The organism is Cytobacillus gottheilii (genome assembly GCF_018582665.1).
Taxonomy (GTDB): domain Bacteria; phylum Bacillota; class Bacilli; order Bacillales; family Cytobacillaceae; genus Cytobacillus; species Cytobacillus gottheilii.
In genome coordinates, this window is record NZ_CP071709.1 from 3,174,317 (window position 1) to 3,198,875 (window position 24,559).

Annotated in this window: 27 protein-coding genes; 4 read left to right on the plus strand and 23 right to left on the minus strand. The window is 41.1% G+C overall.

Features of this window, described 5'->3' with window-relative positions; translation table 11 throughout:
- Window positions 1-86 precede the first annotated feature (86 nt).
- The 7 genes from mltG to J1899_RS15810 all read right to left on the minus strand — a co-directional run bounded on the left by mltG (window position 87) and on the right by J1899_RS15810 (window position 8,145).
- A complete protein-coding gene (mltG, locus tag J1899_RS15780; RefSeq protein ID WP_214475126.1) occupies window positions 87-1,220 on the minus strand; it encodes an endolytic transglycosylase MltG in 1,134 nt (377 codons plus the stop codon).
- 243 nt (window positions 1,221-1,463) lie between these two features.
- Window positions 1,464-1,748: a DUF1292 domain-containing protein gene (locus tag J1899_RS15785; RefSeq protein ID WP_066443231.1), complete on the minus strand. Its 285-nt coding sequence runs from the start codon at window positions 1,746-1,748 to the stop codon at window positions 1,464-1,466.
- Between the two features lie 14 nt (window positions 1,749-1,762).
- Window positions 1,763-2,179, minus strand: a complete 417-nt coding sequence (gene ruvX / locus J1899_RS15790; protein ID WP_066443229.1) for a Holliday junction resolvase RuvX — start codon at window positions 2,177-2,179, stop codon at window positions 1,763-1,765.
- Between the two features lie 2 nt (window positions 2,180-2,181).
- Window positions 2,182-2,448 (minus strand): IreB family regulatory phosphoprotein, encoded by a 267-nt coding sequence (locus J1899_RS15795; RefSeq protein ID WP_066443228.1) that lies wholly within the window; start codon window positions 2,446-2,448, stop codon window positions 2,182-2,184.
- A gap of 113 nt (window positions 2,449-2,561) precedes the next feature.
- On the minus strand, window positions 2,562-5,195 hold the full coding sequence (gene alaS, locus J1899_RS15800; protein WP_214475128.1) for an alanine--tRNA ligase: 2,634 nt from the start codon (window positions 5,193-5,195) through the stop codon (window positions 2,562-2,564).
- A 318-nt stretch (window positions 5,196-5,513) separates the two neighbouring features.
- On the minus strand, window positions 5,514-6,596 hold the full coding sequence (locus J1899_RS15805; protein ID WP_214475130.1) for an AI-2E family transporter: 1,083 nt from the start codon (window positions 6,594-6,596) through the stop codon (window positions 5,514-5,516).
- A gap of 367 nt (window positions 6,597-6,963) precedes the next feature.
- Window positions 6,964-8,145 carry an IS256 family transposase gene (locus J1899_RS15810; RefSeq protein ID WP_214475133.1) on the minus strand — a complete coding sequence of 394 codons (1,182 nt, stop codon included), beginning with the start codon at window positions 8,143-8,145 and terminating at the stop codon, window positions 6,964-6,966.
- Between the two features lie 344 nt (window positions 8,146-8,489).
- On the opposite strand from J1899_RS15810, the gene J1899_RS15815 reads away from it, so the two are divergent.
- Window positions 8,490-8,684: a hypothetical protein gene (locus J1899_RS15815; protein ID WP_080844777.1), complete on the plus strand. Its 195-nt coding sequence runs from the start codon at window positions 8,490-8,492 to the stop codon at window positions 8,682-8,684.
- 97 nt (window positions 8,685-8,781) lie between these two features.
- On the opposite strand, the gene J1899_RS15820 is transcribed toward J1899_RS15815, so the two are convergent.
- From J1899_RS15820 to J1899_RS15865, 10 genes are all read right to left on the minus strand, one after another.
- Window positions 8,782-8,916 (minus strand): YrzQ family protein, encoded by a 135-nt coding sequence (locus tag J1899_RS15820; protein ID WP_082851637.1) that lies wholly within the window; start codon window positions 8,914-8,916, stop codon window positions 8,782-8,784.
- 29 nt (window positions 8,917-8,945) lie between these two features.
- The gene (locus J1899_RS15825) at window positions 8,946-9,137 is read right to left on the minus strand and encodes a hypothetical protein (RefSeq protein ID WP_066443225.1); all 192 of its coding nucleotides are present in this window, start codon (window positions 9,135-9,137) and stop codon (window positions 8,946-8,948) included.
- Between the two features lie 20 nt (window positions 9,138-9,157).
- On the minus strand, window positions 9,158-9,652 hold the full coding sequence (locus J1899_RS15830; protein ID WP_306806918.1) for a PRC-barrel domain-containing protein: 495 nt from the start codon (window positions 9,650-9,652) through the stop codon (window positions 9,158-9,160).
- Between the two features lie 34 nt (window positions 9,653-9,686).
- Window positions 9,687-9,836, minus strand: a complete 150-nt coding sequence (locus J1899_RS15835; protein WP_156495713.1) for a hypothetical protein — start codon at window positions 9,834-9,836, stop codon at window positions 9,687-9,689.
- Between the two features lie 72 nt (window positions 9,837-9,908).
- A complete protein-coding gene (gene recD2, locus J1899_RS15840) occupies window positions 9,909-12,323 on the minus strand; it encodes an SF1B family DNA helicase RecD2 (protein ID WP_214475135.1) in 2,415 nt (804 codons plus the stop codon).
- 63 nt (window positions 12,324-12,386) lie between these two features.
- Complete coding sequence (locus tag J1899_RS15845; protein ID WP_066443223.1) at window positions 12,387-13,037, minus strand: tetratricopeptide repeat protein; 651 nt, start codon at window positions 13,035-13,037, stop codon at window positions 12,387-12,389.
- Between the two features lie 317 nt (window positions 13,038-13,354).
- On the minus strand, window positions 13,355-14,470 hold the full coding sequence (gene mnmA / locus J1899_RS15850) for a tRNA 2-thiouridine(34) synthase MnmA (RefSeq protein ID WP_080844762.1): 1,116 nt from the start codon (window positions 14,468-14,470) through the stop codon (window positions 13,355-13,357).
- Between the two features lie 121 nt (window positions 14,471-14,591).
- Entirely contained in the window at window positions 14,592-15,731 is a 1,140-nt protein-coding gene (locus J1899_RS15855; RefSeq protein WP_214475138.1) for a cysteine desulfurase family protein, read from the minus strand.
- Between the two features lie 97 nt (window positions 15,732-15,828).
- A complete protein-coding gene (cymR, locus tag J1899_RS15860) occupies window positions 15,829-16,248 on the minus strand; it encodes a cysteine metabolism transcriptional regulator CymR (RefSeq protein ID WP_080844756.1) in 420 nt (139 codons plus the stop codon).
- Window positions 16,245-16,919 carry a YczE/YyaS/YitT family protein gene (locus tag J1899_RS15865; protein WP_214475140.1) on the minus strand — a complete coding sequence of 225 codons (675 nt, stop codon included), beginning with the start codon at window positions 16,917-16,919 and terminating at the stop codon, window positions 16,245-16,247. Before J1899_RS15865 ends, cymR begins: the two co-directional genes overlap by 4 nt.
- Window positions 16,920-17,087: 168 nt before the next feature.
- Between J1899_RS15865 and J1899_RS15870 the strand changes: the two genes are divergently transcribed.
- A complete protein-coding gene (locus J1899_RS15870) occupies window positions 17,088-18,353 on the plus strand; it encodes a replication-associated recombination protein A (RefSeq protein ID WP_214475142.1) in 1,266 nt (421 codons plus the stop codon).
- Between the two features lie 142 nt (window positions 18,354-18,495).
- Here J1899_RS15870 and J1899_RS15875 read toward each other — a convergent pair whose 3' ends face one another.
- Genes J1899_RS15875 through J1899_RS15895 form a run of 5 tightly spaced genes read right to left on the minus strand, consistent with a single transcriptional unit; the run spans window position 18,496 to window position 22,256 of the window.
- Window positions 18,496-19,455, minus strand: a complete 960-nt coding sequence (locus J1899_RS15875) for an ABC transporter permease (protein WP_214475144.1) — start codon at window positions 19,453-19,455, stop codon at window positions 18,496-18,498.
- Window positions 19,456-19,458: 3 nt separating this feature from the next.
- On the minus strand, window positions 19,459-20,373 hold the full coding sequence (locus tag J1899_RS15880; RefSeq protein ID WP_214475146.1) for an ABC transporter ATP-binding protein: 915 nt from the start codon (window positions 20,371-20,373) through the stop codon (window positions 19,459-19,461).
- A 13-nt stretch (window positions 20,374-20,386) separates the two neighbouring features.
- Window positions 20,387-21,100, minus strand: coding sequence for an ABC transporter ATP-binding protein (locus tag J1899_RS15885; protein WP_214475148.1), 714 nt, complete (start codon window positions 21,098-21,100; stop codon window positions 20,387-20,389).
- Window positions 21,097-21,465 carry a GntR family transcriptional regulator gene (locus J1899_RS15890; protein WP_214478867.1) on the minus strand — a complete coding sequence of 123 codons (369 nt, stop codon included), beginning with the start codon at window positions 21,463-21,465 and terminating at the stop codon, window positions 21,097-21,099. The genes J1899_RS15885 and J1899_RS15890 overlap by 4 nt, the downstream gene beginning before the upstream one ends.
- A 5-nt stretch (window positions 21,466-21,470) precedes the next feature.
- Entirely contained in the window at window positions 21,471-22,256 is a 786-nt protein-coding gene (locus J1899_RS15895; RefSeq protein WP_214475150.1) for a hypothetical protein, read from the minus strand.
- 145 nt (window positions 22,257-22,401) lie between these two features.
- On the opposite strand from J1899_RS15895, the gene J1899_RS15900 reads away from it, so the two are divergent.
- On the plus strand, window positions 22,402-22,830 hold the full coding sequence (locus J1899_RS15900) for a hypothetical protein (RefSeq protein ID WP_214475152.1): 429 nt from the start codon (window positions 22,402-22,404) through the stop codon (window positions 22,828-22,830).
- Window positions 22,831-23,109: 279 nt separating this feature from the next.
- On the opposite strand, the gene J1899_RS15905 is transcribed toward J1899_RS15900, so the two are convergent.
- Window positions 23,110-23,877, minus strand: a complete 768-nt coding sequence (locus J1899_RS15905) for a tRNA threonylcarbamoyladenosine dehydratase (RefSeq protein ID WP_214475154.1) — start codon at window positions 23,875-23,877, stop codon at window positions 23,110-23,112.
- Window positions 23,878-24,304: 427 nt separating this feature from the next.
- On the opposite strand from J1899_RS15905, the gene J1899_RS15910 reads away from it, so the two are divergent.
- Complete coding sequence (locus tag J1899_RS15910; RefSeq protein ID WP_066443209.1) at window positions 24,305-24,532, plus strand: hypothetical protein; 228 nt, start codon at window positions 24,305-24,307, stop codon at window positions 24,530-24,532.
- Window positions 24,533-24,559 lie beyond the last annotated feature (27 nt).

Here is a 24,559-nt window from a genome sequence, read left to right on the forward strand (position 1 = left end):
GATTCAAGGGACGTAGGAAAAACCGCCTCGCCATGTAAACAAATTAGAAAAAGAAGGCCAATACAGGCCTTCATTTTCATTGTATTCTACTGATTCGTTATATGCTCTGCTTTCTTCTGGTTATGCTCATCTAATGTAGTAGAGAACAGCACTTCGCCCGTTCCTGTTGCCAGGAAGTACAGGTATTCGGTTTCTGCAGGATATAGTGCCGCTTCTATAGAGGAAACACCCGCATTTGCGATCGGTCCTGGTGTTAGTCCAGTATTTTGATACGTATTATATGGGGAATCAATCTCTAGATGTTCGTATAAAACTCGATCTAGATGCTCACCATGTGCATATAAAACGGTTGGGTCTGTCTGCAGCGGCATGCCCGTTTCCATTCGATTATAAAAGACACTCGAAATAGACTCTCTGTCTACTTGCTCTGTTGCTTCTTCTTCAATGAGTGATGCCATGGTCAATAGCTCATGCACCGTCATTTCCTGGGCACCCATTTCACCAGCGTATTCATTGATCACCGCATTTGTTTTATCCAGCATGACCGTGACTATTTCTTCTACTGTTGGATCTTCTTTATAAAATGGATAGGTGGCCGGGAATAAATAGCCTTCTAGGGGATAAAGGACATTTTCGCCTAAAATTTCATCTGTTAATAGATTAGGATACTTAGTCATTAACGATTCAATAAATGTTTCATCGTTGAGCTGTTCAAATACAGCTTCACCTTCCTGGCCGATTTTTTCTCCAATAATGCCGGCAATCTGCTCAAGCTGCTTCCCTTCCGGTATAGTCATCTGGAAAACAACCTCGTCCATTACCGAACCTGTTTTTAAACTGCCAATAATCTCATCTAAAGTCATGGAAGGCTTCATATCATAAGTGCCTGCCATAAAGCCGGATTCATTTTTAAGTTTGACATAGTATTTAAATACACGGGCATCTTTAATAATTCCATTATCCTCCAACACTTGGGCAATGCCTGTTACAGATGAACCAATTGGAATTTCGACTGGCTTTACAGTATTGTTCTCAGGATCAGCTGGTTTAATGGCTGAGTTAATATACAAATAGCCACCGCCAGCTATTCCTCCAATAATAAGGATTAATACAATCGTTGTGATAAACACAATCTTTCTAACCACTTTTGCTTCACTTTGCCGTTCAGTCAGCTTTTGGCGAATAATCGATTTTTTATCTTTCGTTTCATTTGATGACAAACATTTTCCCTCCTACTCAGGCGGACATGTCCAGTTCATTTCATTTCAACATACCCTTCCTCATAAAATCGAGGATTTGCCCTTCTGCTCTCATATCTCGCATTATTATACTATATTTTCTGAGTGAAGTCGCAAAATATTACAATTAGTAAGAATAAATTACAATTATCTCCAAAAAATATTGTCGAAAACACTTTTACAAGCACAAAAAAACCTCCAGATAAAATCTGAAGGTTTTTCTTTTTATTCTTCTTCCTGCTCCGCTAGGAATGTGTTCAGCATCTCTTCAATAAGATCCCATTCTTCGTCCGTTTCAATCGGCTGAAGCTCGCCATCTGTATTGTCATCGCTAGGGATGAAGGCTGATGCATGAATTTCGATTTCTTCTTCATCATCTTCTTCACCAATTGGATAGTATAATACATATGATTTTCCGAACTCGTCTGAGTTAAATGTAAATAGCACTTCGCAAAGCTGCTCGTTGCCTTCCTCGTCTACTACTGTAATATTTTTTTCACCGTGATCCATTTTCTTTCACCTCATTAATTTTGGCTATTCAAAAAGCCTTGTAAAATCATGACCGCAGCCATTTTGTCGATGACTTGCTTGCGCTTCTTTCGGCTGACATCTGCTTCTAAAAGCACGCGTTCTGCCGCCATTGTAGTCAGACGCTCGTCCCATAGGACAACAGGCAGACCGAAAAGTCTCTCAAGCTCGCTCCCGTAGAACTGGCTTGCTTCGCCGCGCGGGCCAACAGTGCCATTCATATTCTTCGGGAAGCCTACAACAATTTTACTGACTTCATGTTCTTTAATAATTTCACCAATACGATCAAATCCAAACTGCTTTTCTTCTTCATTGATCTTTATGGTTTCTAAGCCTTGCGCTGTCCAACCAAACGCATCGCTTATTGCGACGCCGACTGTTTTGGAGCCGACATCTAATCCCATCGTCCGCATGTTTATCCCTCTCGCTGCTGTTTCAAGTATGATTTGACAAGTTCTTCAATAATTTCATCCCGTTCCAGCTTGCGGATCACATTACGAGCGTCCTTATGGCGTGGAATATAGGCAGGATCTCCTGAAAGCAGATAACCGACGATCTGGTTGATGGGGTTGTACCCCTTTTCCTGAAGCGCTCCATACACTTGGAAAAGCACATCATTTACATCCTGTTCAATCGGTTCCTCAGGAAAGTTGAATCTCATTGTTTTATCAAATGAGCTCACGTTTTACACCTCGCTTTACCATTTGAGCGATATATTCGTCGCCACGCACAGAAATACCTTCTAGAGCATGACCACTGATGGTTACCTACATTCTACACTACTTTTGCCTGAGATCAAATTGATTTCACCCATTCAGCCGCAAATTGCAGTGCTTCTTCCAGCTTTTCAGGATCCTTGCCGCCTGCCTGTGCCATATCTGGACGGCCGCCGCCGCCACCGCCGCAGCGTGAAGCTACTTCTTTCACTAGCTTTCCGGCATGGTAGCCATTTTTAATCAGATCTTCTGTTACACCAGCAATCAAGTTTACTTTGCCCTCATTTGCGCTGCCTAAAACGACAATCGCTGAACCAAGCTTTTTCTTGAGATCATCTGCCATGTTGCGAAGATTGTTCATGTCAGAAGCTTGTACTTTTGCCGAAAGCAGTTTAACGCCATTGATTTCCTGCACCATGTCAACAAGACTTCCTGCTTCAATGTTCCCCAGCTTTGCCGCTAATGATTCATTTTCACGCTGAAGCTGTTTCATTTCACCTTGAAGAACGTCGATTCTGGACGGTACATCCTTAAGATTTGTTTTTAATTTCGAAGCTGCATCTTTCAGAGTCATGATTTGCTCATTCATCAGTGCATAAGCACCTTCACCTGTTACCGCTTCGATTCTGCGTGTTCCTGCGCCGATTCCGCTCTCTGATTGAATTTTAAATAAACCAATCACAGATGTGTTCGGAACATGGCAGCCGCCGCAAAGCTCAAGGCTGTAATCGCCGATTTGAACCACACGGACCACTTTGCCGTATTTTTCGCCAAACAATGCCATCGCACCCATTGCTTTTGCTTCCTCAATGCCTTTATGCTCGATATTGACTGAAAGACTGTGCCAAATCTTTTCATTAACGATTTGCTCAATGTTTTCTAACTCTTCAGCCGTAATTTGTCCGAAGTGTGAAAAGTCAAAGCGAAGGCGATCTGGTTCAACAAGAGAGCCTGCCTGATTGACATGTGCGCCTAAAACATCCTTTAATGCCTGGTGTAGCAAGTGAGTAGCTGTGTGATTTTTAATAATCTTAGAGCGGTTAAACGCGTCCACAACTGCCTTCACAGAACTGTTCACCTTCAACGTTCCTTTTGAAACAACTGCACGGTGCAGGTTTTGTCCGTTTGGAGCTTTTTGAACGTCTTTTACATGTACAGTCACTCCATCAGCCTCGAGTGTACCTCTATCAGCAATCTGTCCGCCGCTTTCAGCATAGAAAGGCGTTTGGTCTAAAATAAATTGAACCTCGTCCCCTTCTGCTGCTTCATCTGCAAACTGTCCACCTTTAACAATTGCCAAAACATTTGCTTCGCTATAAAGATTTTCGTAGCCGACAAACTCACTTTTCTCTTTATAGTCTCCAAGTACACCTTCCTGCACTTGCATGGAGTCAACATCCTGACGAGCAGAACGTGCGCGGTCACGCTGAAGTTCCATTTCACGCTCAAAGCCATCATGATCGATTGTCATGCCTTCTTCTTCAGCATACTCTTCTGTTAATTCAACCGGGAAGCCGTAAGTATCATAAAGACGGAACACATCTGAACCTTGAATTACTGTGCTGCCTTTTTCTTTTTCACTTTTTATAACCGTCGAAAGAATCGCCAATCCTTCGTTTAATGTTTCATGGAAGCGCTCTTCTTCGTTTTTGATTACTTTTTGGATAAAGTCTTTTCCTTCTGAAACCTGCGGATAGAAATCCTTCATCACATCGCCGACAACGTCAACTAAATCAAACATGAACGGACGGTTGATTTGAATTTGCTTCGCGTAACGAACCGCTCTTCTCAGCAATCTTCTTAGTACATAGCCTCGGCCTTCATTGGATGGCAATGCTCCATCACCGATTGCAAACGCAACAGTACGAATATGGTCCGCAATAACCTTAAAGGCCACATCTGCCTCTTTGTTCTCGCCATATTTTACACCGGAAATTTCTTCAGTAGCATTGATGATCGGCATAAACAGGTCTGTATCAAAGTTTGTAGGCACATTTTGCACAACAGAAGCCATACGCTCAAGACCCATGCCTGTATCAATGTTTTTCTTTGGCAGCGGTGTGTATGTACCATCTGGATTATGGTTGAACTCAGAGAACACCAGGTTCCAAACTTCTAAATATCTTTCATTTTCTCCGCCTGGGTATAACTCTGGATCATTCTCATCGTTTCCATACTCTGGACCGCGATCATAGAAAATCTCCGTGTTCGGACCGCTTGGGCCTTCTCCAATATCCCAGAAGTTCCCCTCTAAACGAATGATGCGCTCTTCAGGCACCCCGATTTTTTCACGCCAGATGCTGTAAGCCTCATCATCCTCAGGGTGAATGGTTACAGAAAGCTTTTCTTCTTCAAAACCAATCCACTTTTCTGAAGTTAAGAATTCCCAAGCAAATTCAATCGCTTCTTCTTTAAAATAATCACCAATAGAAAAGTTCCCGAGCATCTCAAAGAACGTATGGTGACGAGCTGTTTTCCCAACGTTTTCGATGTCATTTGTACGAATCGATTTTTGCGCATTTGTAATACGCGGATTTTCAGGCACAACGCGGCCATCAAAATATTTTTTCAATGTTGCGACACCACTGTTGATCCATAAAAGGGACGGATCCTCATGCGGTACAAGCGAAGCACTTGGTTCAATAGCATGCCCATTTTCTTTAAAATACTCTAAAAAGAGGCGGCGAATATCTGATCCTGATAAATTCTTCATCTTTACTCCTCCAAAAACAATAGTTGTAATCTTTTGAAAATACAAAAAGCCCTCATCCCAAAACAGGGACGAGGACTATACTCGCGGTACCACCCTGATAATAACAGAGCTGACTCTGCTATCTCTCAGATCCTTAACGCGGAAGACGGCAGGGATTAGCTGCATTCAGGATTAGCGTTCTGTTATCCTTCACCCAGGGATTCTTCCAGCCTTGGAATCCCCTCTCTAAAAAGTGGTCTATAACATACTTGTTCCATCAATATGTTGTTTGTATAAATACATTTATAAGCGCATTATAGCGATAAGAAAGGCGGTTTGTCAATGCTTCACAGGCTCTCGTTCCCTCTTTTTTGAAAAATGCTTTTTCGCATGTAAAAGGCTTACTTTTAAGACGGCCAGGATCGGAACAGCAATAATCAATCCCAGGATTCCAGCTGCCTCTCCCCCTGCTAAAAGCGCAAGCATGATTACGAGCGGATGCATATGAAGACTATGCCCCATAATGAAAGGAGAAAGAACATTTCCCTCAAGAAACTGCAGAACGAGCACAATCCCAATAGCAATCAGCACCATTTTTGTGGACATCGTTGCGGCAATAATGACAGCTGGAATGGCTCCGATAACCGGGCCAAAATAAGGGATGACATTGGTTATGCCAATAATCAAACCTAAAAGCAGAGAATACTTAATCCCAAACAGCCAAAACAAAATGGCTGACAAGGATCCGATGACGATACAAACAAGCAGCTGACCTCGGATATAGCTGCCTAGTGACTTATCAACATCTTTTAAAAACAGCAAGCCTTCCTTCCGCCACCTGCGGGGAGTTAAATACCAAGCCGCTTTTTTGACAAGAGGATAATCTTTTAACAAGTAAAAAGAAATAAAAGGAATCAGCAGAAGCATTACGATGTCATTCACAAAATTCATCATCACAGCCAAAATTTTCGTCAGCAAATTGTCTAATGCTTCCTCAGCCGCTGTAATGCCGCTATCAACTCTTGTCTGCAATCCTTCTGGCCACATTGACGTTTTCTCCTGAATCATCTGGACCCAGCTTCGATATTGCTCACTAAATTGCGGAGCACTTTCCGTCAAATCCCTAAGCTGATGAATAAAGGCTGGAATCCCTTTATATAAAGCAAATCCAATTCCACCGAAAAAAATAATATAAATAATGCAAATGGCCACACCTCTGTGTATCCCTGTATCATGCAGCCGCTCCACAATCGGATGAAGCAAATATGTAATAAACGCACCGATAATGAAAGGAATCAATACAGCTAAAAAAATATCCAGCACCGGATGCCACAACGTCTTTAATTTTAAAAAAACAAAAATAACAATAAACAAAAGCAGCAAAAACCCTAATCGGTAAAACCACTTTATAGGGATATTCATTGAAGTCCGCCCCCTCACTGGATAGTGTGAGAGAGATGAGGGAGAATCATACATTTATTTTGGAGGGGAGGTGGTTTTCTGCGCTTATTGTTTCTGTCAGGGTGGATTTTTTGGAGTGGCGGGCACTTTTCGGCTTCTTTAGTTCCCTTCACCACTGATTTTTCCAGCTGGCGGGCACTTAACCTCTTCTTTTGTTCCCTCCAGCATGAATTTTCCCAGCTGGCGGGCACTTAACTCCTTCTTTTGTTCCCTTCAGCATCAATTTTCAGTCAAGTCCTTATTATTGTGTAAATTCCTTTTCACAATGTTACCACCTATTAATAGCTGTTAGTTGATTTTGCTTAGGAGAAGGGGGTACCCCCTTCTCCTAAGCAAAATTTCGCTCCGCGGTAAGGTATACTTTCTTATTTAATTCTAAATTTTCATTCTCCATTAACAATGCACCAATTAATCGAAATGCAGACTGATTATTAGGAAAGATACGGATCACACTCACTCGTTTTCTAATTTCTTGGTTGAGCCTTTCCAATGAGTTATTGCTTAAAATGTGTATTTGATACTTTTCTGGTTCATTTAGAAATTGGATCGTGTCTTCGTAACCTTCTTCGAGAATTTCGATTGCCTTTCTTACTTTCTTATTTTCTGCATATAGTTCAATAAATTTGTCCCTATATTTTCTTGACTCTTCAACTGATACTACTTGGTATATTTTTCTCAGATCAGAAATGATTTGTCGTGATCCTGTTTTTGGAAGTGCGTTAACAATATTTCGTTTGAAATGAACAGTGCACCTTTGCCATGCCGTACCTATAAATACTCTTTCTATTGCTTTCTTTAATCCAGCATGTGCATCTGAAATCACTAATTTTGGTGATTGTAACCCTCGAGATTTTAAATCTTGAAAGAACTCTTGCCATGCTTGAAAGCTCTCGACGTGATCTATTTTAAAGCCAAGTACTTTACGCTTTTTGTCCTCACCCATACCAGTAATTAAATAAGCTGCTTTTGAAATGACCTTGTTATTCTCTCGAACTTTTATATAGGTGGCATCAGCGTAGAGATACGGATAATATTCGACATTAAGTGGGCGATTAGCCCAGGCTTTTACTACAGGATCCAGTTTCTCTGTTAGGGAGGAAACAAAAGATTTTGATACACTCTGGCCACATAATTGTTTTACGATATTCTTTACTTTTCTAGTGGAAACTCCATTGATGACCATTTCTAACATAGATAATATAAGTGTCTGATCAACACGCGAAAATTTCTCAAAGATAGAAGGCGAAAATTCACCTCCTCTTGTTCGGGGAACTTTTATTCTTAACTTTCCGATACTCATGATGAGTTCACGTTCATAATATCCATTTCGATAATCACGACGATCTAAAGAACGTTCATAGGCAGCTGCATTTAAATAGTCATCTCGTTCTTTTTCCATGTATTCGTTCAAGACTAATACTAAGGTAGATTTCACAATAAGCTCAAGATTAGAATTCATAATCGATTCTTTTAAAACGTCCATATCTAGGTTAAACTGTAACTGAGTCATTTTTATCCCTCTTTCCAATGTTTTCTTGGTCGTTAACATTGTGGACAAATAGGAATAAAATGACTCTTTCTTTTTACACAATTATATGGACTTAATCAATTTTCCCAGCTGGCGGGACTTAACTCCTTCTTTTGTTCCCTCCAGCATGAATTTTTCCGGCTGGCGGGCACTTAACTTCTTCTAAACTTCCCTCCAGCATCAATTTTCCCGGCTGACAGGCACTTGTTTCACAACCAAAGAAATCTGCTGAAATAAATTAACCAAAAATGGTAAAATAAGTTTAAAACAGCAACCATACTTTGGCTTATATACATAGAAGAAATGATAATGGGGAGAAAAAACATATGATGATTGCGTCTCTGTATTTTGGCTGGTTCTTCATGCCTGTCTTATGTATTATGTTTTGCTTGAATTTAGTATCAATTTTAAAAAAGGTAAAAAACGACGAAAACACGGCAAAAAACACCGTTTGGCTGACCATTTCTTTTACTCTTATCATGTGGAGTATAGCGATCATTGCTTCAGCAGGCATTTACTAAGAACACTTAGCTTCAAAGCGCTAAGAAAACGAAACACTCCAACATAATAAAAATAGGGATACCAATTCATCTGCGAATTAGTATCCCTATATCAGCCTTAAAAAAGTGCTTTTGTCATTTTCTTCTGTATCTTTTTCATATTTCTTGAAGAGAACATTTTGTTTTTTTGAGTGGCATTGTAAACAGCATATCCAGCTCCGATAAGTGCTGCTGAGGTTAATATTTTGTTCAACTAACACACCTCGATCCGCTAAATTTTCGTCACGATGAATAGCGGCGCTCATCTTCAGCAAACAAGTCGTCAAGAGAACTTAATGATCCATCTTCTTCAACTTGATGGGTATTGATCATTCCTTTGGATAATGATAGCTCTATAAAGCATCCCCAGCAATAATACTGATTGATGCCAATTTTTCCGATATCCTTGCTTCCGCAATTTGGGCACTTTAACATAGACGTAAGACACCTCATTTTTATTTTACATTTACAATGATGGCGTCTTTTCCAATCGCAGGCGGCTCTTCTGTCTTAATGACATGTTTTCCTTCGAGCATATCTGAAAAAAAGCCATCGGTACATTCATACCCTACGATTGTGCCCACTTCTTCGGAAAAATATACATCCTCAAGCAAACCCAGCTTTTCGCCTTCTTTGGTCATCAGCATCTTGCCGGTTAAGCGATTATGGCTTTCACACGTGTATTCCCCGCCCTTTTGAATCGGCTTCATGACAGCAGGGCTTGGAATCATCACACCATCCCAGCCAAACGAAGATACATCGTTAATATCAATGAGAAACGTTTTCTTTAAAAGAGCACCTTTCTTCAATAACAGACCCTTTACGAGTCCTTCCTGGGAAATAAATAAATCGCAAATACTGCCGAGTTTATCACCTGTGTTGGCGTTAAAAACGGTCAAGCCTTTTAAAAGGGAAAATGTCCTCAGGAGCGCTCCCGCCTTCCCGAACATCAGTATTCAAATCAAGTACATGCTACAGTTATTTTTATTTCTTATTGTAGCGCGGTTTATCAAAACGCTGATTTCGTTCTCCGCCATCAGCCAGCTCTTCTGAAAACTCATGTGAGCTGCCTTCTTTCATCTTATATGCCTCAATCTCTGCATAGGTAAGCTTGTTGTCGTTTTTCTTTGGCATAACAGATCCCGCCTTCTTGTGTCAAATGGTAAAGCTCCCCATAAAAAAACAGCCTAACTTAGACTGTTTCTATTAGCTATATCCTTTTTCCATAAAATCATACGGCGTTATATTTTCCATCCCAATCATTGGGTCAGCAGCCAGCAGAATTTCTTCGTATGACAGATTTTCGTCGAGTTGAAGTGGAACTTCTCCGCCCTGCTCTATGATGCCGTCCTGTAATTTTTCCGTTAATCTTGTCAGTCTTGCCTGCTCATCTGCCCGTTCGACACCTATTCTGAGGGCGTCCTCTTCTCCGCATAATATTAAAAACTGTCTGCTTCGTGTAATAGCGGTGTATAACAGATTTCTCCGCAGCATTCTATAATAGCTTTTCACAACCGGCAAAATCACGATCGGAAACTCGCTTCCCTGTGATTTATGAACAGAGCAGCAGTATGCATGCGTGATCTGATTCAAGTCCTGTCTAGTATATGTTGCTTCGATTCCTTCAAAAGAAACGACAATCATATCCTGCTTTTCCGTATTTTCTTTTGCATAAAAGATGGAAACAATTTCACCCATATCGCCATTAAATACATGATTTTCAGGCTGATTCACAAGCTGAAGCACTTTATCGCCAATCCGATATGTTACATCACCAAAGGCCAGCTCCTTCCGCGATCCATCGGGATTGCTGTTGAAAATTTCCTGCAGCATCAAATTAAGCTTGTCAATTCCTGCAGGTCCTCTATACATAGGCGCCAGCACCTGAATGTCCTTGGCTGTATAGCCTTTTTTCTTCGCATTTAAAACTACTTTCTCAACAACTGCCCCAATTTGTCCTGGTCCGCATTTTATAAAAGAACGGTCAGGCTGTGGAGCGCTAATATTCGCCGGAAGCTGTCCTTTTTTCATTTCATGGGCAAGCTCGATAATGGATGAGCCTTCAGCCTGACGGTAGATATCCACTAAGCGGACAGTTGGGAGCCTTTCTGATCGAAGTAGATCTTTGAGAACCTGACCCGGTCCCACGGATGGCAGCTGATCTTCATCACCTACTAAAATAACCTGCATATTCTCTGGCACAGCTTTAAACAGCTGATTCGCCAGCCAAATATCAACCATCGACGTTTCATCCACAATTAAAATTTTTCCCTCAAGCGGATTTTCATCATGGTGATCAAAGCCTTCACTGCCATTCCACCCGAGCAGACGATGAATCGTTACAGCGGGCAGTCCTGTAGATTCGGCCATTCGTTTAGCCGCTCTGCCTGTTGGTGCAGCAAGCAGAAACGGGAAGGTTTCTTCCTTCTTATAAGCGCCGGGATCAAGCGAGCAGCCATGCAGTTCGCCATACAGTTCCACAATTCCTTTAATGACAGTTGTTTTTCCCGTACCTGGACCACCGGTTAAAATTAGCATCGGACTCATCAGCGCCTTCTGGATCGCTTCCTTTTGCGAAGGAGCATACTGGACCCCAAGCCGTTCTTCAAGCTCACCTAATGCCATTAAAAACTCTGATTCAGGAAATTGCTGATCATATTGGGTCTGCTGCAGAATCCTTTTTATATTTGTCACAATTCCCTTTTCTGAAAAATACAAAGGCGGCAAATAGAGGCGCTGATCCTCCGCCATAATCTTGCCTTCTTCCCCAAGCTTCACAATTTCCTTGGAAATATCAGTGAACTCGATCTGGTCACGCTTATTATCCTCCAGCAGCTGCTTAACACTCGGGAGAAGGTCTCTGGCATACATAAACACATGTCCATTCTGCATGCTGCCGGTTTCAAGCATATAAAGGCATGCGGCTCTAATGCGATCAGGATGGCTGCCTGATATCCCGATCTGATATCCCAGCTCATCCGCGCGCGAAAAACCGATTCCTTCCACATCTTCAACAAGCTTGTATGGATTATTTTGAATCATATCAACCGTTTGTTCCTTATATGCCTGATAGATTCGCATTGATAGCTGCGGCCCAAAGCCATATTGATTTAGAGCAATCATGGCCTGCTCCAATCCCTGATGCTCCATTAACGTATCATAAACAAGCTTTGCTTTTTCGCCGGAAAGCTTGGGAACCCGATCAAGTATAGAAGGCTCATTCAGAATTTTAGAGATCGCATTCTCTCCAAGCTCCTCCACTATGCTTTCCGCCGTTTTAATGCCAATCCCTTTAAATAGCTCACTTGATAAATAATTGGCAACGCCCTGCTTTGTCTGCGGAATATCCTTGCGGTAATGGGTAGCATGAAGCTGGACGCCAAATTTCGGATGCTCCTTCAGATCTCCGTAAAAAATATATGTCTCATGTTCATGAAGCTTTGGAAAATAGCCTGTGACCACAGCTTCTTTATCTTCATATGTATGGTTTGTATCTTCAACCCGCAAACGCAGCACCGTGTACATGTTTTGCTCGTTATGGAAAATCGTCACAAGATGCTTGCCTTTCATATATTTTTCTTCTGCACCGGAAAATAAGTTTAATGAGCCCTGCTCCTCCATTGATGGTCCCTCCCTTCAAAGGCTTTTTAACATCAGATTAAATGAGTGAGAATACCTCCAGCACTATTCCTTCTCGATCAATTTTTTCCCATAGCCTGCAAGGACATGATCAGGCTGAATTTCCAGTGCTTTATCGAAGTGTTCCAATGCTTCTTTTTCTTTTTCCTGAAAACCATATGCTACACCTAAATTGTAATATGCATCGGCATGCTCTTCATCCAGGCTGACGCACTTTTTAAATTGTGCAATGGCTTCTTCAATGAATTCCAGTCCTGCAAGACAAAGGCCATATTGGAAAAAGGCTTCCGCATCTTCTTCGTTTAATTCGGTGCTTCGCTGCAGATATGGCAGTGCAAGACGGGCCTGATCAAGCGCCATCAAAGACATGCCAAGCATGAAATAATTATCACCAGTATTTAAGCCTTTTTGCATCGCACGCTCAAACATGTTTTTAGCTTCTTCAAAGTTTTGCTCATCATAGTATAAGTTACCTGCGCTATAGTAAGCGGCAGCGGCATTTTCATCGAGGGCAATCGCCTTTTCGTAAAATTTCAGCGCTTTTTCAGGGTCGCCGACAGCTGCTAAGACGTTGCCAAAGTTTATGTATAGAACTGGATTATCCGGCTGCTCTTCAATGGCTTCCATAAAGGACTGTGCAGCTTCCTCCCATTTTCCTTCTTGCATATATTGAATACCTTGCTGATTTTTATCCATTGTTCAATCACTCCATTCACTGAAAGTATAGCATATTTTTATTTTAGGACGGAAGAAAGCCCTGAATTCAGTGATTCAGGGCTTGTTTTCAGCAATGTGTAAAAGTGATTTCCACTTGCAGGGTACTCGCTTTCCGCGGGTGGAAGATGAGCCTCCTCGGCGCGTGCGCATGTGGGGTTTCATCATTTCCACTTCTCCTGCAGGAGTCTCGTACCCTTCCGTTCCAATCAACCAGGCATATCCTGATAAAATCTCTCTTTTTTTATAGATTAATAACCCTTTAGAAAATGGATTTAATTGAAGATCTACTATTTAAACTACCCTACATACGTAAGACGGTCTTCGTTTTTAAATACTTGGTCAATGGTTCCGCCGCCCAGGCAGACGTCGCCATCATAGAACACAACCGCTTGTCCTGGTGTAATTGCACGGATTGGTTCATGGAAGGTAACTTTAACGGTATTGTCGTCGGCGAGTTCTACTGTAACTTTATTGTCAGCCTGACGATATCTGAATTTTGCTGTACATTCGAATGTTTGCGGTGGTTTTTCATCTGAAACCCAGCTCACATTTACAGCTGTGATGCTGTCTGAATACAGCTTTTCATTATGGAAGCCTTGTCCCACATAAAGAACATTGCGCTTTAAGTCCTTGCCGATCGCAAACCAAGGTTCACCTGCTCCGCCAATGCCAAGTCCGTGGCGCTGACCGATTGTGTAGTACATCAATCCATCATGGCGACCCACCACTTTGCCGTCGAATGTTTCCATATTGCCCGGCTGTGCTGGCAGGTAGTTTCCGAGGAATTCTTTGAAATTGCGCTCGCCAATAAAGCAAATGCCCGTACTATCCTTTTTCGTTGCTGTTGCCAGCTCTGCTTTCGCCGCTAATTCTCTAACCTTAGACTTTTCGATATCGCCAATCGGGAACATTACTTTTGAAAGCTGTTCTTGTGTCAGCTGGTTAAGGAAATAGGTTTGATCTTTATTTTCGTCAAGCCCTCTCAGCATTTTGTATTCACCATCACGGTATTCTACTCGTGCATAATGGCCTGTTGCTAAGTAATCGGCACCTAGGCTGACCGCATGCTCAAGAAACGCTTTGAATTTGATTTCCTTATTGCACATGACATCAGGATTTGGTGTTCTTCCAGCTTTGTATTCATCAAGAAAATACGTAAATACCTTTTCCCAATACTGCTTTTCAAAGTTTACCGCATAGTAAGGAATACCAATTTGGTTGCAGACTCTGATGACATCGTTATAATCTTCCGTTGCTGTACATACGCCAAATTCATCCGTATCATCCCAGTTTTTCATGAAAATACCGATGACGTCATAGCCTTGCTCTTTTAAAAGAAGTGCTGCCACAGAAGAATCAACACCGCCTGACATCCCGACAACTACTCGTGTATCTTTTGGATCTTTTTTCATGTTTTTCACCACGTTTCTGTTTTTCTTTTTATTTATGTTATCTTAAATGATTTCCACTCCATGGTACTCGCTTGCCGCTCGTCAGTTTGCTCCACAAATAGCAACCATATGGAGTATCACTTTATGTTAATCGCTTTATAATTTTACTCGTTTCAAGTGCTGCTTTTTCAACCTGTTCCGCTGTGTTGAATAAGCCAAAACTAAAACGGATCGAATTTTGCAGACGATCGTCTCCTTTTCCAAACATCGCAACAAGCACATGTGATGGTTCAATTGAACCTGCTGTGCAGGCTGAACCGCTTGATGCCGCGATTCCGGCAAGGTCAAGGTTCACAAGCATCTGTTCTACATTTGTCCCAGGAAAGCTTAAGTTTAGTACATGTGGCATTGAATAATCAAGTGATCCGTTCCGGGTAAAATTCACTTCATTTTCATTGAGTTTTTGCACAAAAAGCTCCTGATAGCTTTTATATTGCTCAGTCTTCGCTTCCCGTTCTTCCTGCGCAACACGAATAGCCTCCAGAAAGCCTGCAATTGCAGGGACATTCTCGGTTCCTGCTCTGCGTTTTCGCTCTTGCTCACCGCCAAACAAACGAGATGACAGCATGACGTTTTTATGGGCATACAGAAAGCCAATCCCTTTAGGTCCGTTAAGCTTATGGGCCGTGACAGATAATAAATCGACCTTCAATTCCTTCACATCGATTTTCTGCAGTCCATAGGCTTGGACAGCATCTGTATGAAAAAGTGCCTGATGATCAGCAAGAAGCTCACCAATTTCTTTGATCGGCTGTAGCGCGCCAATCTCATTGTTGGCGAACATAATGGTGACAAGAATTGTTTCGTCAGTTAGTGCATTTTTAACAGCTTCTGCTGAAACTCTTCCAGTCTCATCGACAGGCAAATACGTAACCGTAAAGCCTTGCTTTTCAAGCTGATGGCAGGCATGTAAAACCGCATGATGCTCGACCTCAGTTGTGATAATATGATTGCCTTTATCACGATAAGCATCTGCTGTTCCAAAAATCGCGTGATTATCGGCTTCGGTTCCGCCGCTTGTAAAAATAATTTCGTTTGCATTCGCACCAATGCTTTTCGCCATTACTGCCCGCGCTTCATCAATAATATGCCGCGCACTTCGTCCAAAATGATGAATGCTCGAAGGATTTCCGAACTCCTGTCCCATCACTTCCATCATTTTCTCAATCACTCTTGGATGCATCGGGCTTGTTGCCGCGTGATCTAAATATATATGTTCCATTAATTCACCTTCTGACTTTCGAATGATATCGCTGCAGACTTTTAGTCTTGATTCATTACTTCCTATGAAAGCCGTAAATTAGCTTTCGGGGATTATTTTAAATATAAAACATATAAGAATCCCCAGCATTATCATCTGTATGATTCGCCAAGTCTTCGATCGTAGTGTTGTCTAATACATCTTTAACTGCATCGCGGATTCTAATCCATAACTCTCGCTTAGCTGGTTCTTCATCTTCAATGCCTTCTACAGGACTGATCGGGCCTTCTAAAACGCGAATTATATCTCCAGAGGTGATGTCTTGCGGCTCTCTGCCTAGTATATAGCCGCCATATGCTCCTCTAATGCTCTTAACGAGTCCGGCATTGCGCAGCGGTGCAATGAGCTGCTCTAAGTAATGCTCTGATAAATCATTGTTTTGGGCAATGACCTTTAGCGAAATCGGTCCTTCCCCATGTTTTCTGGCAAGTTCAATCATAATGGTTAAGCCGTAGCGGCCTTTAGTTGAAATTTTCATGGATTTACACCTCTATTTTCTTTATCTATAAAAGGCTGTTTTCGTAGCGACGCCAAAAATAGATCCGTCAGCTTTTGACATTGCGGCAATGCCTTTCCTACAAGTGGACCTATACATAAACTAATAAAAACGGTTCCCCAAAAAACAGGACCGCCAAGCTGCCAGCCGACAATTAACACTAATATTTCCATTACAGCACGCACTCTTCCGACTTTCCAGCCTGTCTTTGAAGTAAGTGCAATCATAAGACTATCGCGCGGACCTGCGCCCAGCTGTGCTGATATATAAAGTCCCATTCCATAACAGTTAATCAGAATACCGGCTGCAAACATCAGAAGCTTTCCAGTCATACTTGAAGGTGTATCCATAAAAGGCAATAACATGTACATATCGATAAACAAACCGACAAGAATCATATTCAAGTATGCACCGGCCTTGGGCATTTCCTTCGATATAAGAGCTGACACAATCAGCACAGCAACGCCAACAATAATGGACCAGCTTCCAATCGATAATCCGAATTGATAATAAAGACCAACATGCAGAACATCCCACGGTGAAGCTCCTAAATCAGCCAATATCACCAAATCAATTCCAAGACTCATTACGAGCAATCCTATCAAATATACCGAAAATCTTGGACCGATCTGGCCTCTTCTCTTCATATTCATCCTCTTTTCCCATCTACATAAGTGATCTTATATATATTTAATTCCTTACTTTCTCTATAGACTTTTGTCATTATAGCATAATTGCAGGCATTATTCATTTATACAAAAGGACAGTTTATGATATGTTTAAAGCAGAAAATTCCCTGCACTATATTTGGAGTGATTGTTATGAGCATTAAACCGTTAGCCTTCAGAATGCGGCCTAAAACAATAGACGAAATCATCGGACAGGAGCATCTAGTTGGCGAAGGAAAAATTATAGATCGGATGGTAAAAGCCAAACAGCTTTCCTCCATGATATTATACGGACCTCCGGGAATTGGCAAAACGTCGATTGCGAGCGCCATTGCCGGCAGCACCCGGTTTGCCTTCCGCACACTAAATGCCGTTACCAATAATAAAAAAGATATGGAAATCGTTGCGGCTGAAGCCAAAATGTCCGGAAAAGTCATTCTTCTCCTTGATGAGGTACACCGCCTTGATAAAGGCAAACAGGACTTTCTGCTTCCATACCTTGAAAACGGGATGATTACATTAATTGGCGCCACAACCAGCAATCCCTATCATGCTATTAATCCGGCCATCCGAAGCAGATGCCAGATCTTCGAATTAAAGCCGTTATCCATTGAAGATCTAAAGCTTGCCTTAACAAGAGCCATCCATGATAACGAACAAGGGCTTGGAGATAAAGACATCGAAATCGATGAGGATGCGCTCACTTTTTTTGCCACAAGTTCTAACGGAGATGTCCGCAGTGCCCTCAATGCCTTAGAGCTTGCCGCATTATCAACAAAAGTTGCCGATGATGATGTCATCCATATTACGTTAGCAGTTGCAGAAGAATGCATGCAGAAAAAGAGCTTTCATCATGATAAAGATGGTGACGGACATTATGACGTTCTTTCCGGCTTTCAAAAATCGATTCGCGGCAGTGATGTGAATGCAGCATTGCATTATCTCGGCAGACTGATCGAAGCCGGTGATCTGACCAGTATCGGCCGCAGATTATTAGTGATTGCCTACGAAGATATTGGTCTCGCTTCCCCGCAAGCAGGAGCCAGAACATTAGCAGCGATTGAATCGGCTGAACGGCTTGGTTTTCCCGAAGCACGCATTCCGCTTGCCAATGCGGTGATTGAGTTATGTCTATCACCGAAATCAAACTCAGCCATTTCGGCAATCGATAGTGCTTTAGGGGATATCCGCAGCGGCATAAGCGGCGATGTGCCAAACCATTTAAAGGATGCGCACTACAAAGGCGCAGCAGAGCTTGGACGCGGAATTGACTATAAATATCCGCATGATTATGAATCTGGATGGGTAAAACAGCAATATCTGCCAGACAAACTAAAGCATAAAAAATACTATGCTCCAAAACTGACAGGAAAATTTGAGCAGGCACTTGCGGCGATTTATCAGAAGCTGATGAAATAATTGGCGACGATGGCACGGACTTACAGATTTTTTTATAAAATTCATAGAAAACCTGCATGGAACCTTCCTCAATGTTTACATTTTACTATCTGGTCTATAAAAAATGCTTAGAACCTCAATGGTCCTAAGCATTTTTTGACTGTTATGCAGCCACATCACGTTTCTTAAATGTATAGAAAGCAATGAACTGGAACAGCAAGAAGTAAATAATAAGCATGATAACCGAGAAGCCCATTGTCATTCCTGCGATCAGCGGAGAGCCATCTAGGTATTGCATCAAGTCGGTATTGGCAAACAAAATGTACTTCGCCCAATCATATCTCATCGCAACGAGGCTTGTCACCGTGCCGCCCATAAACATAAGGAAGAGGGAAAGGCCGATTGCAAGCGAACTGTTTCTGAACGCCGCTGAAATCATAAAGGCCATAGTCGTCAGCATAAATAAATTAATCGAGTTTAATCCATAGTAGGTCAGTAAATGCACAAACATACTTGTTTCAATTACTTGACCGTCCTGATAGCGCAAATATGGCGACACTTCACCAGGAGTTCCAAAAAGAATACCGCCCAAAATAGCAGAATAACTAAAGAGAAGCACAAGCAGCATTAAGCTGAACAAAACAACTGTTACATATTTTGAAAGCAGGATTTTTTCCCGGCGGATCGGCCTGATAAGAAGCAGTTTGATTGTGCCCCAGTTAAATTCACTGGCCACAATTCCCGCCGCAATAATAATTGAAAACATCCCAACAAATTCAATAACAAAAGAAGCATCCTGAACAAAGCTCCAGACAGAATAATTGTCATTTGGTGAAATATTATGCTCCAGTCGATATTCACCAATGGCAATATCGCTTTCATAACTGTGTCTCATTTCAGGTGTGAATGTATCACCGTATTCTTCTAATTCTTTCGTCAGTGTTTCATTTTGCATTTCAATCCCGCGCTGCCAATCGCTATTATCCGGAACAGTTCCGCCGCTTTCCTGATACTTAATAAATGCAGCCATGACGGTGACAAATAATAACAAAAGACCAATCATGACATAAGTGCCCGCACGCTTAAAAATTTTCATCCATTCATTTTTTAATAAATTCAGCATTCTTTACTCCCCCTTCTTTGCAGTAATTTCAAGGAATCGGTCTTCTAAAGTTTTATTAACTTCTTTCAGCCCGTATATCTTTACATCGTTTTGAACAAGCATTGATATCATGCTCGGAACCTCTTCTTTACCAATAACAATTGAAATATTTTTATCCGATAGTACAATTGAACTTTCTGGGTATTGCTGTTTTAATAGCTCAACTGCCGCATTGGCCGGCTCTGCTTCGAGCTCATACTGTTTTTCACCTGTTTGCACAACATCATGCACAAGCTGAACATCCACAAGTTTTCCCTGCTGAATAATACCAATGCGGTCACACATCATTTCCATTTCTGAGAGCAAATGACTTGAAACAATTACTGCCATGCCTTTTTCTCTTGCTAATTTCCGAATATGGTCCCGGATCTCTCTAATACCAGAAGGATCTAATCCATTAGTAGGTTCATCCAATATTAAAACTTTTGGATCATGCAATAGACACTGCGCTAATCCAAGGCGCTGCCTCATTCCAAGTGAATAGGTTTTGACTTTATCATGAATTCGGTCTTTTAAGCCGACAAACTCAACGGTTTCCATGATTTTTTCCTTTGTTACGCCTTTTGACATCCGTCCGAAATGCACGAGGTTTTGATACCCGCTCATAAACTTATACATTTCCGGATTCTCAACAATGGCCCCCACATGCTGAATGGCTTCTTCAAAGTTTGTCTTCACGCTGCTGCCCAGAATCTGAATATCACCTGAAGTGATTCCAATCAACCCAGCAATCATACGAATCGTCGTTGTTTTCCCCGCTCCATTTGGTCCTAAAAATCCGAATACCTCGCCGCTTTTCACCTCAAAGCTTAAGGAATCAATAATTTTTCTGCCTTTAATTACTTTTGATACATTTTGAATCTTTACAAAATTTTCCATATATTCACCTCTTTTATATTTCATTTCTCTTTACGCTGCTCTGAAAAATTACTTTCATCCACTCAATAATAGACAGGCCCTTCTCTTCTCTTAACGCCTCGACTTCTTCGTGTGCAATCAGTTCACCATTCTGTAAAACGAGCACTTCATCCAGCAGGGCTTCAATTTCAGCAATTTCATGAGTTGCAATCAGAAGGGTTTGTTTGTCAAAATCGATATACGTCAGCAGCCCTTTCACAATCGACTCTCGAACCATTGGGTCTAATCCAGAAAAAGGCTCATCAAGCAGAAGATATTCTGCATCCCTTGCTAAGGCCAAAACCAGCTTTAACCTGCCACGGCTTCCTTTTGACAGATGCTTTATTTTTGTATCTTTTTCCAATGACATAAAACTCAGCAATTCAAATGCTCTTGTTTGATCAAAATCAGAAAACTGCGTATCGTAAAACGCGATTAAGTCCTTAGGTGTAAAAGTAGGATAAAGTGTATCCAATTCTGTTAAGTAAGCCACTGTCCCGGCTGTTTTTCGATCAGGCTTTTTCCCATTTACTTTGACATTGCCTTCGGAGGGATAGGCGAGACCAGCAATCAGTTTTAACGTCGTTGATTTCCCGCTTCCATTCGGACCAACTAATCCATAAATTTTTCCCTTTTCCAGTGCGAAAGACATGGAATGGATCGCTTTCTTTCTTCCATACTTCTTGTAAACTTCTGCAAACTCAATCATGAAGTCCCCTCCAAGTAGTCCTCTACCTTTTGAATCAATTGTTCAGGGGGAACGCCAAGCTCTTTCATACTATTGACAAAGGAATGAATGACTTCATCCTGCATTTCTCTTTTCAGAGCAGCAATAACACCATGCTCTTCCGTTACAAAAGTTCCCTGCCCACGTTTCGTCAACACAATTCCCGTCCTCTCCAATTCACTATAAGTCCTTTGGATTGTATTTGGATTCACTCCTGATTGGATCGCCATTTCCCGAACCGAAGGCAGCTTGCTTCCAGCCTGGAGGTCTCCCCGAATAATCTGCTGCTGCACTTTACTGACAATTTGCATATAAATCGGCTTTGAAGCTTGAAACTGATCTCCCATCGTATTCACACCTCAACCTTCTTCTCCAGCATCCAAATGGAAAAAATAACAACTGCCATTAAAAGGATTAGATAGAGTGCAATTTCTGTAAGTGAGATAAAAGGATTCGCTGTGAGCTCGGCTGAAAAAGACTGTTTTGAAAGTTCATAGTTTAATGTTTTTAGGCTGGTCATATCAATGGCGCCAAAATTCCAAAAGGATTGATAAATAGGGAGCTCTTTAATCAGATTTTCAATATAAAATGAGACTACCCATAAACATATTAAAAACCCCCATCGAAACCCGCTGTTCCAGCCATATAATTTTAGCGAATGATATAAGGTCCAGTAAAAAAATGTCCATATTCCCAAATAGAATGAATAGGCAATAATACTTAATGACACACCAGTCAGTATGAACTTAGGCAGCTGATCTTTGGCCAAGAAATAAATGCCTGTATCACTCTCTGTTGCCCATATCGCAATGATGAAAGCAATAAAAATAGAAACCATCATAAACACAAACCCTGTTAAAAACTTTGAAAAAAAGAGCAGATAACCGCTGTTCGGATTATGAAGCCATAACTGTGTTTTTGCTTCCACATTTAATGACAGCAGCAAATAAATCGGCAAATAAAACGCATGTGCACTGAGGATCATGAACACAAGTACTTCAAAAACAATCATGTCATTTACATATTGAGATATGCTATAGCCAGCAGCCGCAACTGCAATGCTCAGCAGGATCCCCCATATAAACCAAATTCTCATTAATTTTGCTTCTTTGATTAAAAGTCCTTTAAAGGCCGTCACAAATATAAATGCCCCCTTTGCTGTATCCGTGTACTAGTCAAATAATACACTAATACATTTTTGAATGTCAATCCATTTTTTGTATGTTTTTAACAGCAGTAGGTGAAGGTAATAGTAGGCTGAATGAAAGAGGATGGTGGTTACCGTGACTGCAAAACAAAAATGGACCCATAAGGACGATGAATTGCTGAGAGAAACCGTGCTCGAATATACCGGGAATGGCGATCCAAAATCAGCTGCATTTAAAGCAGCCGCAGCAAAGCTGAACCGTTCTGCCGCAGCCTGTTCCAATCGCTGGTTTCACTTAAACAAAGAGCAGGATGTACAGAAAAAAGACATTCATTTATCAGATATAATTGCATTTTTGGAGGAATTCCCTAAGTTGCTGAAGGAAAACGAAGAGTTGAAAAACATACAAGCTGAGTTGTCTGAGCAAAACGAATTCTTAAAGTCACAGCTTGAGGAGAAACGCAGCAAATATGAAGCTACCTTGGAGCAGCATGAAGAAATGACGAAGCTTTTTGAAGAGGCATCGAATTTGTTTGATGGAGAGATTAAACGGGTTGTACATTGAGATTTGAGGAAAATTAGTTGTAAAAGGCTGATTCGCTATCATTTTTGCTTAAAAGAGCGTGATTGAGAGCTGAATTCTGTTCTTTTTTGAAGCTAACAATAGGGCTATCCGCCGTCCAGAGAAAATATCCGCCGTTTAAATTTTTTATCCGCCGTAAAAAAAATATATCCGCCGTTATTTTGATATATCCGCCAAAAACAGCTATTTATCCGCCAAACGCTACTTCACACCTTAGAAACTTGCATCTCCACAAACGAAAAAAAGCCCATTGCTGGACTTTTATTTCTCATCTTTTATTCTTGAAATTTTAATTTCGCTTAATAATTCCCTCACAACATAACTCGCCATGACCAGGCCAGCTACAGAAGGAACAAAGGCATTGGAAGATGGCGGCATTTTGGCTTTGCGGATTACAGCATCATCTTTGCCGACTTCCTTGCGTACATCCTCGCGAATCACAATTGGACTTTCATCGGAAAATACAACCGGAATTCCTTTGCGAATGCCTTCTTTTCTTAGACGGGTACGGATCACTTTTGCAATTGGATCTGTATGTGTTTTTGAAATATCCGCAATCTGAAAACGGGTTGGATCCATCTTATTCGCAGCACCCATGCTTGAAATAACAGGGATATTGCGGCTTAAGCATTCTTTCATTAGGTGGATTTTATATGAAATCGTATCAGAAGCATCGACAACAAAATCCAAACCATATTCAAAAAATTGCTCATACGTTTCTTCAGTATAAAACATTTTTAGTGCGATGACTTCGCAATCCGGGTTAATATCTTTGATTCTTTCTTTCATCAAATCCGCTTTCGGCTGACCGACTGTTGATAATAAAGCAATAATTTGTCTATTCACATTGGTGATATCCACATCATCTTTATCAACAAGAATCAGTCTGCCGACACCAGAGCGGGCAAGCGCTTCCGCTGCAAACGTTCCTACTCCGCCAATTCCCAGTACGGCAACCGTACTATTTTTCATGATGTCTATACCTTCCTTGCCGATTGCAAGCTCATTTCTAGAAAACTGATGCAACATATTTATTCAACTCCAAACGATTGTAATCAACTTATATATTATCATTTACCCGATAATGAATATATCATACTTCTTTATAAATACAAGTAGTTCGATAGGAATATATTAGTTACACTCTTTCATTCCAGGTTAACGGCTTTAAACCTGGACCTCGCGTCATTGAAACCGACTACAAAAAAATTGGAGATATCTTTCGATCATTTCCCGAACGTATTCGATCATTTCCCAATTTTATTTCATCAATTCTAAGTTTTTATCGATCTTTCTCTTCCTAGATTCGATCAATTGCTCAACAAAGTAGTATGCAATATTACCAAATTGTTAATAGAATAATTTTCCATAATTCATAATTTGTTCAACATTTCACAATCTTATTTCATCATGCATATGCTATTCTATATTCAGAAAAAGAAAAGGAGTGATTGATATGATGGTCTATGAGTGGATGCCTTTCACAACAGATCGTGAGGAGTATACGCAAACATCGTTTGAGGCAGTAATTGGTGATGCATTTGAATCAATGTTTTTTGCGGAGGATGATCCTATCCCAACTTATATTTGGACTGTCAATTATGTCGTCATTGTTAAAAGAAGCTCTAAAATCTTTACGGACATCACTTTCAAAAAAGTGCCCCGCAACCCTGTAAATGCATAGTTTATTTTTTTAATCTATCATGTGAAA

Excerpts from the sequence above, each read along its gene's own strand:
- recD2 (WP_214475135.1), bottom strand. The coding sequence starts at position 12,323 with ATGGAGGAGCAGGGCTCATTAAACTTATTTTCCGGTGCAGAAGAAAAA.
- J1899_RS15880 (WP_214475146.1), bottom strand. The coding sequence starts at position 20,373 with ATGGAAAATTTTGTAAAGATTCAAAATGTATCAAAAGTAATTAAAGGC.
- J1899_RS15835 (WP_156495713.1), bottom strand. The coding sequence starts at position 9,836 with ATGCCAAAGAAAAACGACAACAAGCTTACCTATGCAGAGATTGAGGCA.
- J1899_RS15910 (WP_066443209.1), top strand. The coding sequence starts at position 24,305 with ATGATGGTCTATGAGTGGATGCCTTTCACAACAGATCGTGAGGAGTAT.
- ruvX (WP_066443229.1), bottom strand. The coding sequence starts at position 2,179 with ATGCGGACGATGGGATTAGATGTCGGCTCCAAAACAGTCGGCGTCGCA.
- alaS (WP_214475128.1), bottom strand. The coding sequence starts at position 5,195 with ATGAAGAATTTATCAGGATCAGATATTCGCCGCCTCTTTTTAGAGTAT.
- J1899_RS15825 (WP_066443225.1), bottom strand. The coding sequence starts at position 9,137 with ATGTTAAAGTGCCCAAATTGCGGAAGCAAGGATATCGGAAAAATTGGC.
- J1899_RS15815 (WP_080844777.1), top strand. The coding sequence starts at position 8,490 with ATGATGATTGCGTCTCTGTATTTTGGCTGGTTCTTCATGCCTGTCTTA.
- J1899_RS15885 (WP_214475148.1), bottom strand. The coding sequence starts at position 21,100 with ATGATTGAGTTTGCAGAAGTTTACAAGAAGTATGGAAGAAAGAAAGCG.
- J1899_RS15905 (WP_214475154.1), bottom strand. The coding sequence starts at position 23,877 with ATGTTGCATCAGTTTTCTAGAAATGAGCTTGCAATCGGCAAGGAAGGT.
- J1899_RS15870 (WP_214475142.1), top strand. The coding sequence starts at position 17,088 with ATGAGCATTAAACCGTTAGCCTTCAGAATGCGGCCTAAAACAATAGAC.
- J1899_RS15875 (WP_214475144.1), bottom strand. The coding sequence starts at position 19,455 with ATGCTGAATTTATTAAAAAATGAATGGATGAAAATTTTTAAGCGTGCG.
- J1899_RS15845 (WP_066443223.1), bottom strand. The coding sequence starts at position 13,037 with ATGGATAAAAATCAGCAAGGTATTCAATATATGCAAGAAGGAAAATGG.
- J1899_RS15865 (WP_214475140.1), bottom strand. The coding sequence starts at position 16,919 with ATGAATATGAAGAGAAGAGGCCAGATCGGTCCAAGATTTTCGGTATAT.
- J1899_RS15785 (WP_066443231.1), bottom strand. The coding sequence starts at position 1,748 with ATGGATCACGGTGAAAAAAATATTACAGTAGTAGACGAGGAAGGCAAC.
- J1899_RS15805 (WP_214475130.1), bottom strand. The coding sequence starts at position 6,596 with ATGAATATCCCTATAAAGTGGTTTTACCGATTAGGGTTTTTGCTGCTT.
- J1899_RS15810 (WP_214475133.1), bottom strand. The coding sequence starts at position 8,145 with ATGACTCAGTTACAGTTTAACCTAGATATGGACGTTTTAAAAGAATCG.
- cymR (WP_080844756.1), bottom strand. The coding sequence starts at position 16,248 with ATGAAAATTTCAACTAAAGGCCGCTACGGCTTAACCATTATGATTGAA.
- J1899_RS15855 (WP_214475138.1), bottom strand. The coding sequence starts at position 15,731 with ATGGAACATATATATTTAGATCACGCGGCAACAAGCCCGATGCATCCA.
- J1899_RS15830 (WP_306806918.1), bottom strand. The coding sequence starts at position 9,652 with ATGTTCGGGAAGGCGGGAGCGCTCCTGAGGACATTTTCCCTTTTAAAA.
- J1899_RS15890 (WP_214478867.1), bottom strand. The coding sequence starts at position 21,465 with ATGGGAGATCAGTTTCAAGCTTCAAAGCCGATTTATATGCAAATTGTC.
- mnmA (WP_080844762.1), bottom strand. The coding sequence starts at position 14,470 with ATGAAAAAAGATCCAAAAGATACACGAGTAGTTGTCGGGATGTCAGGC.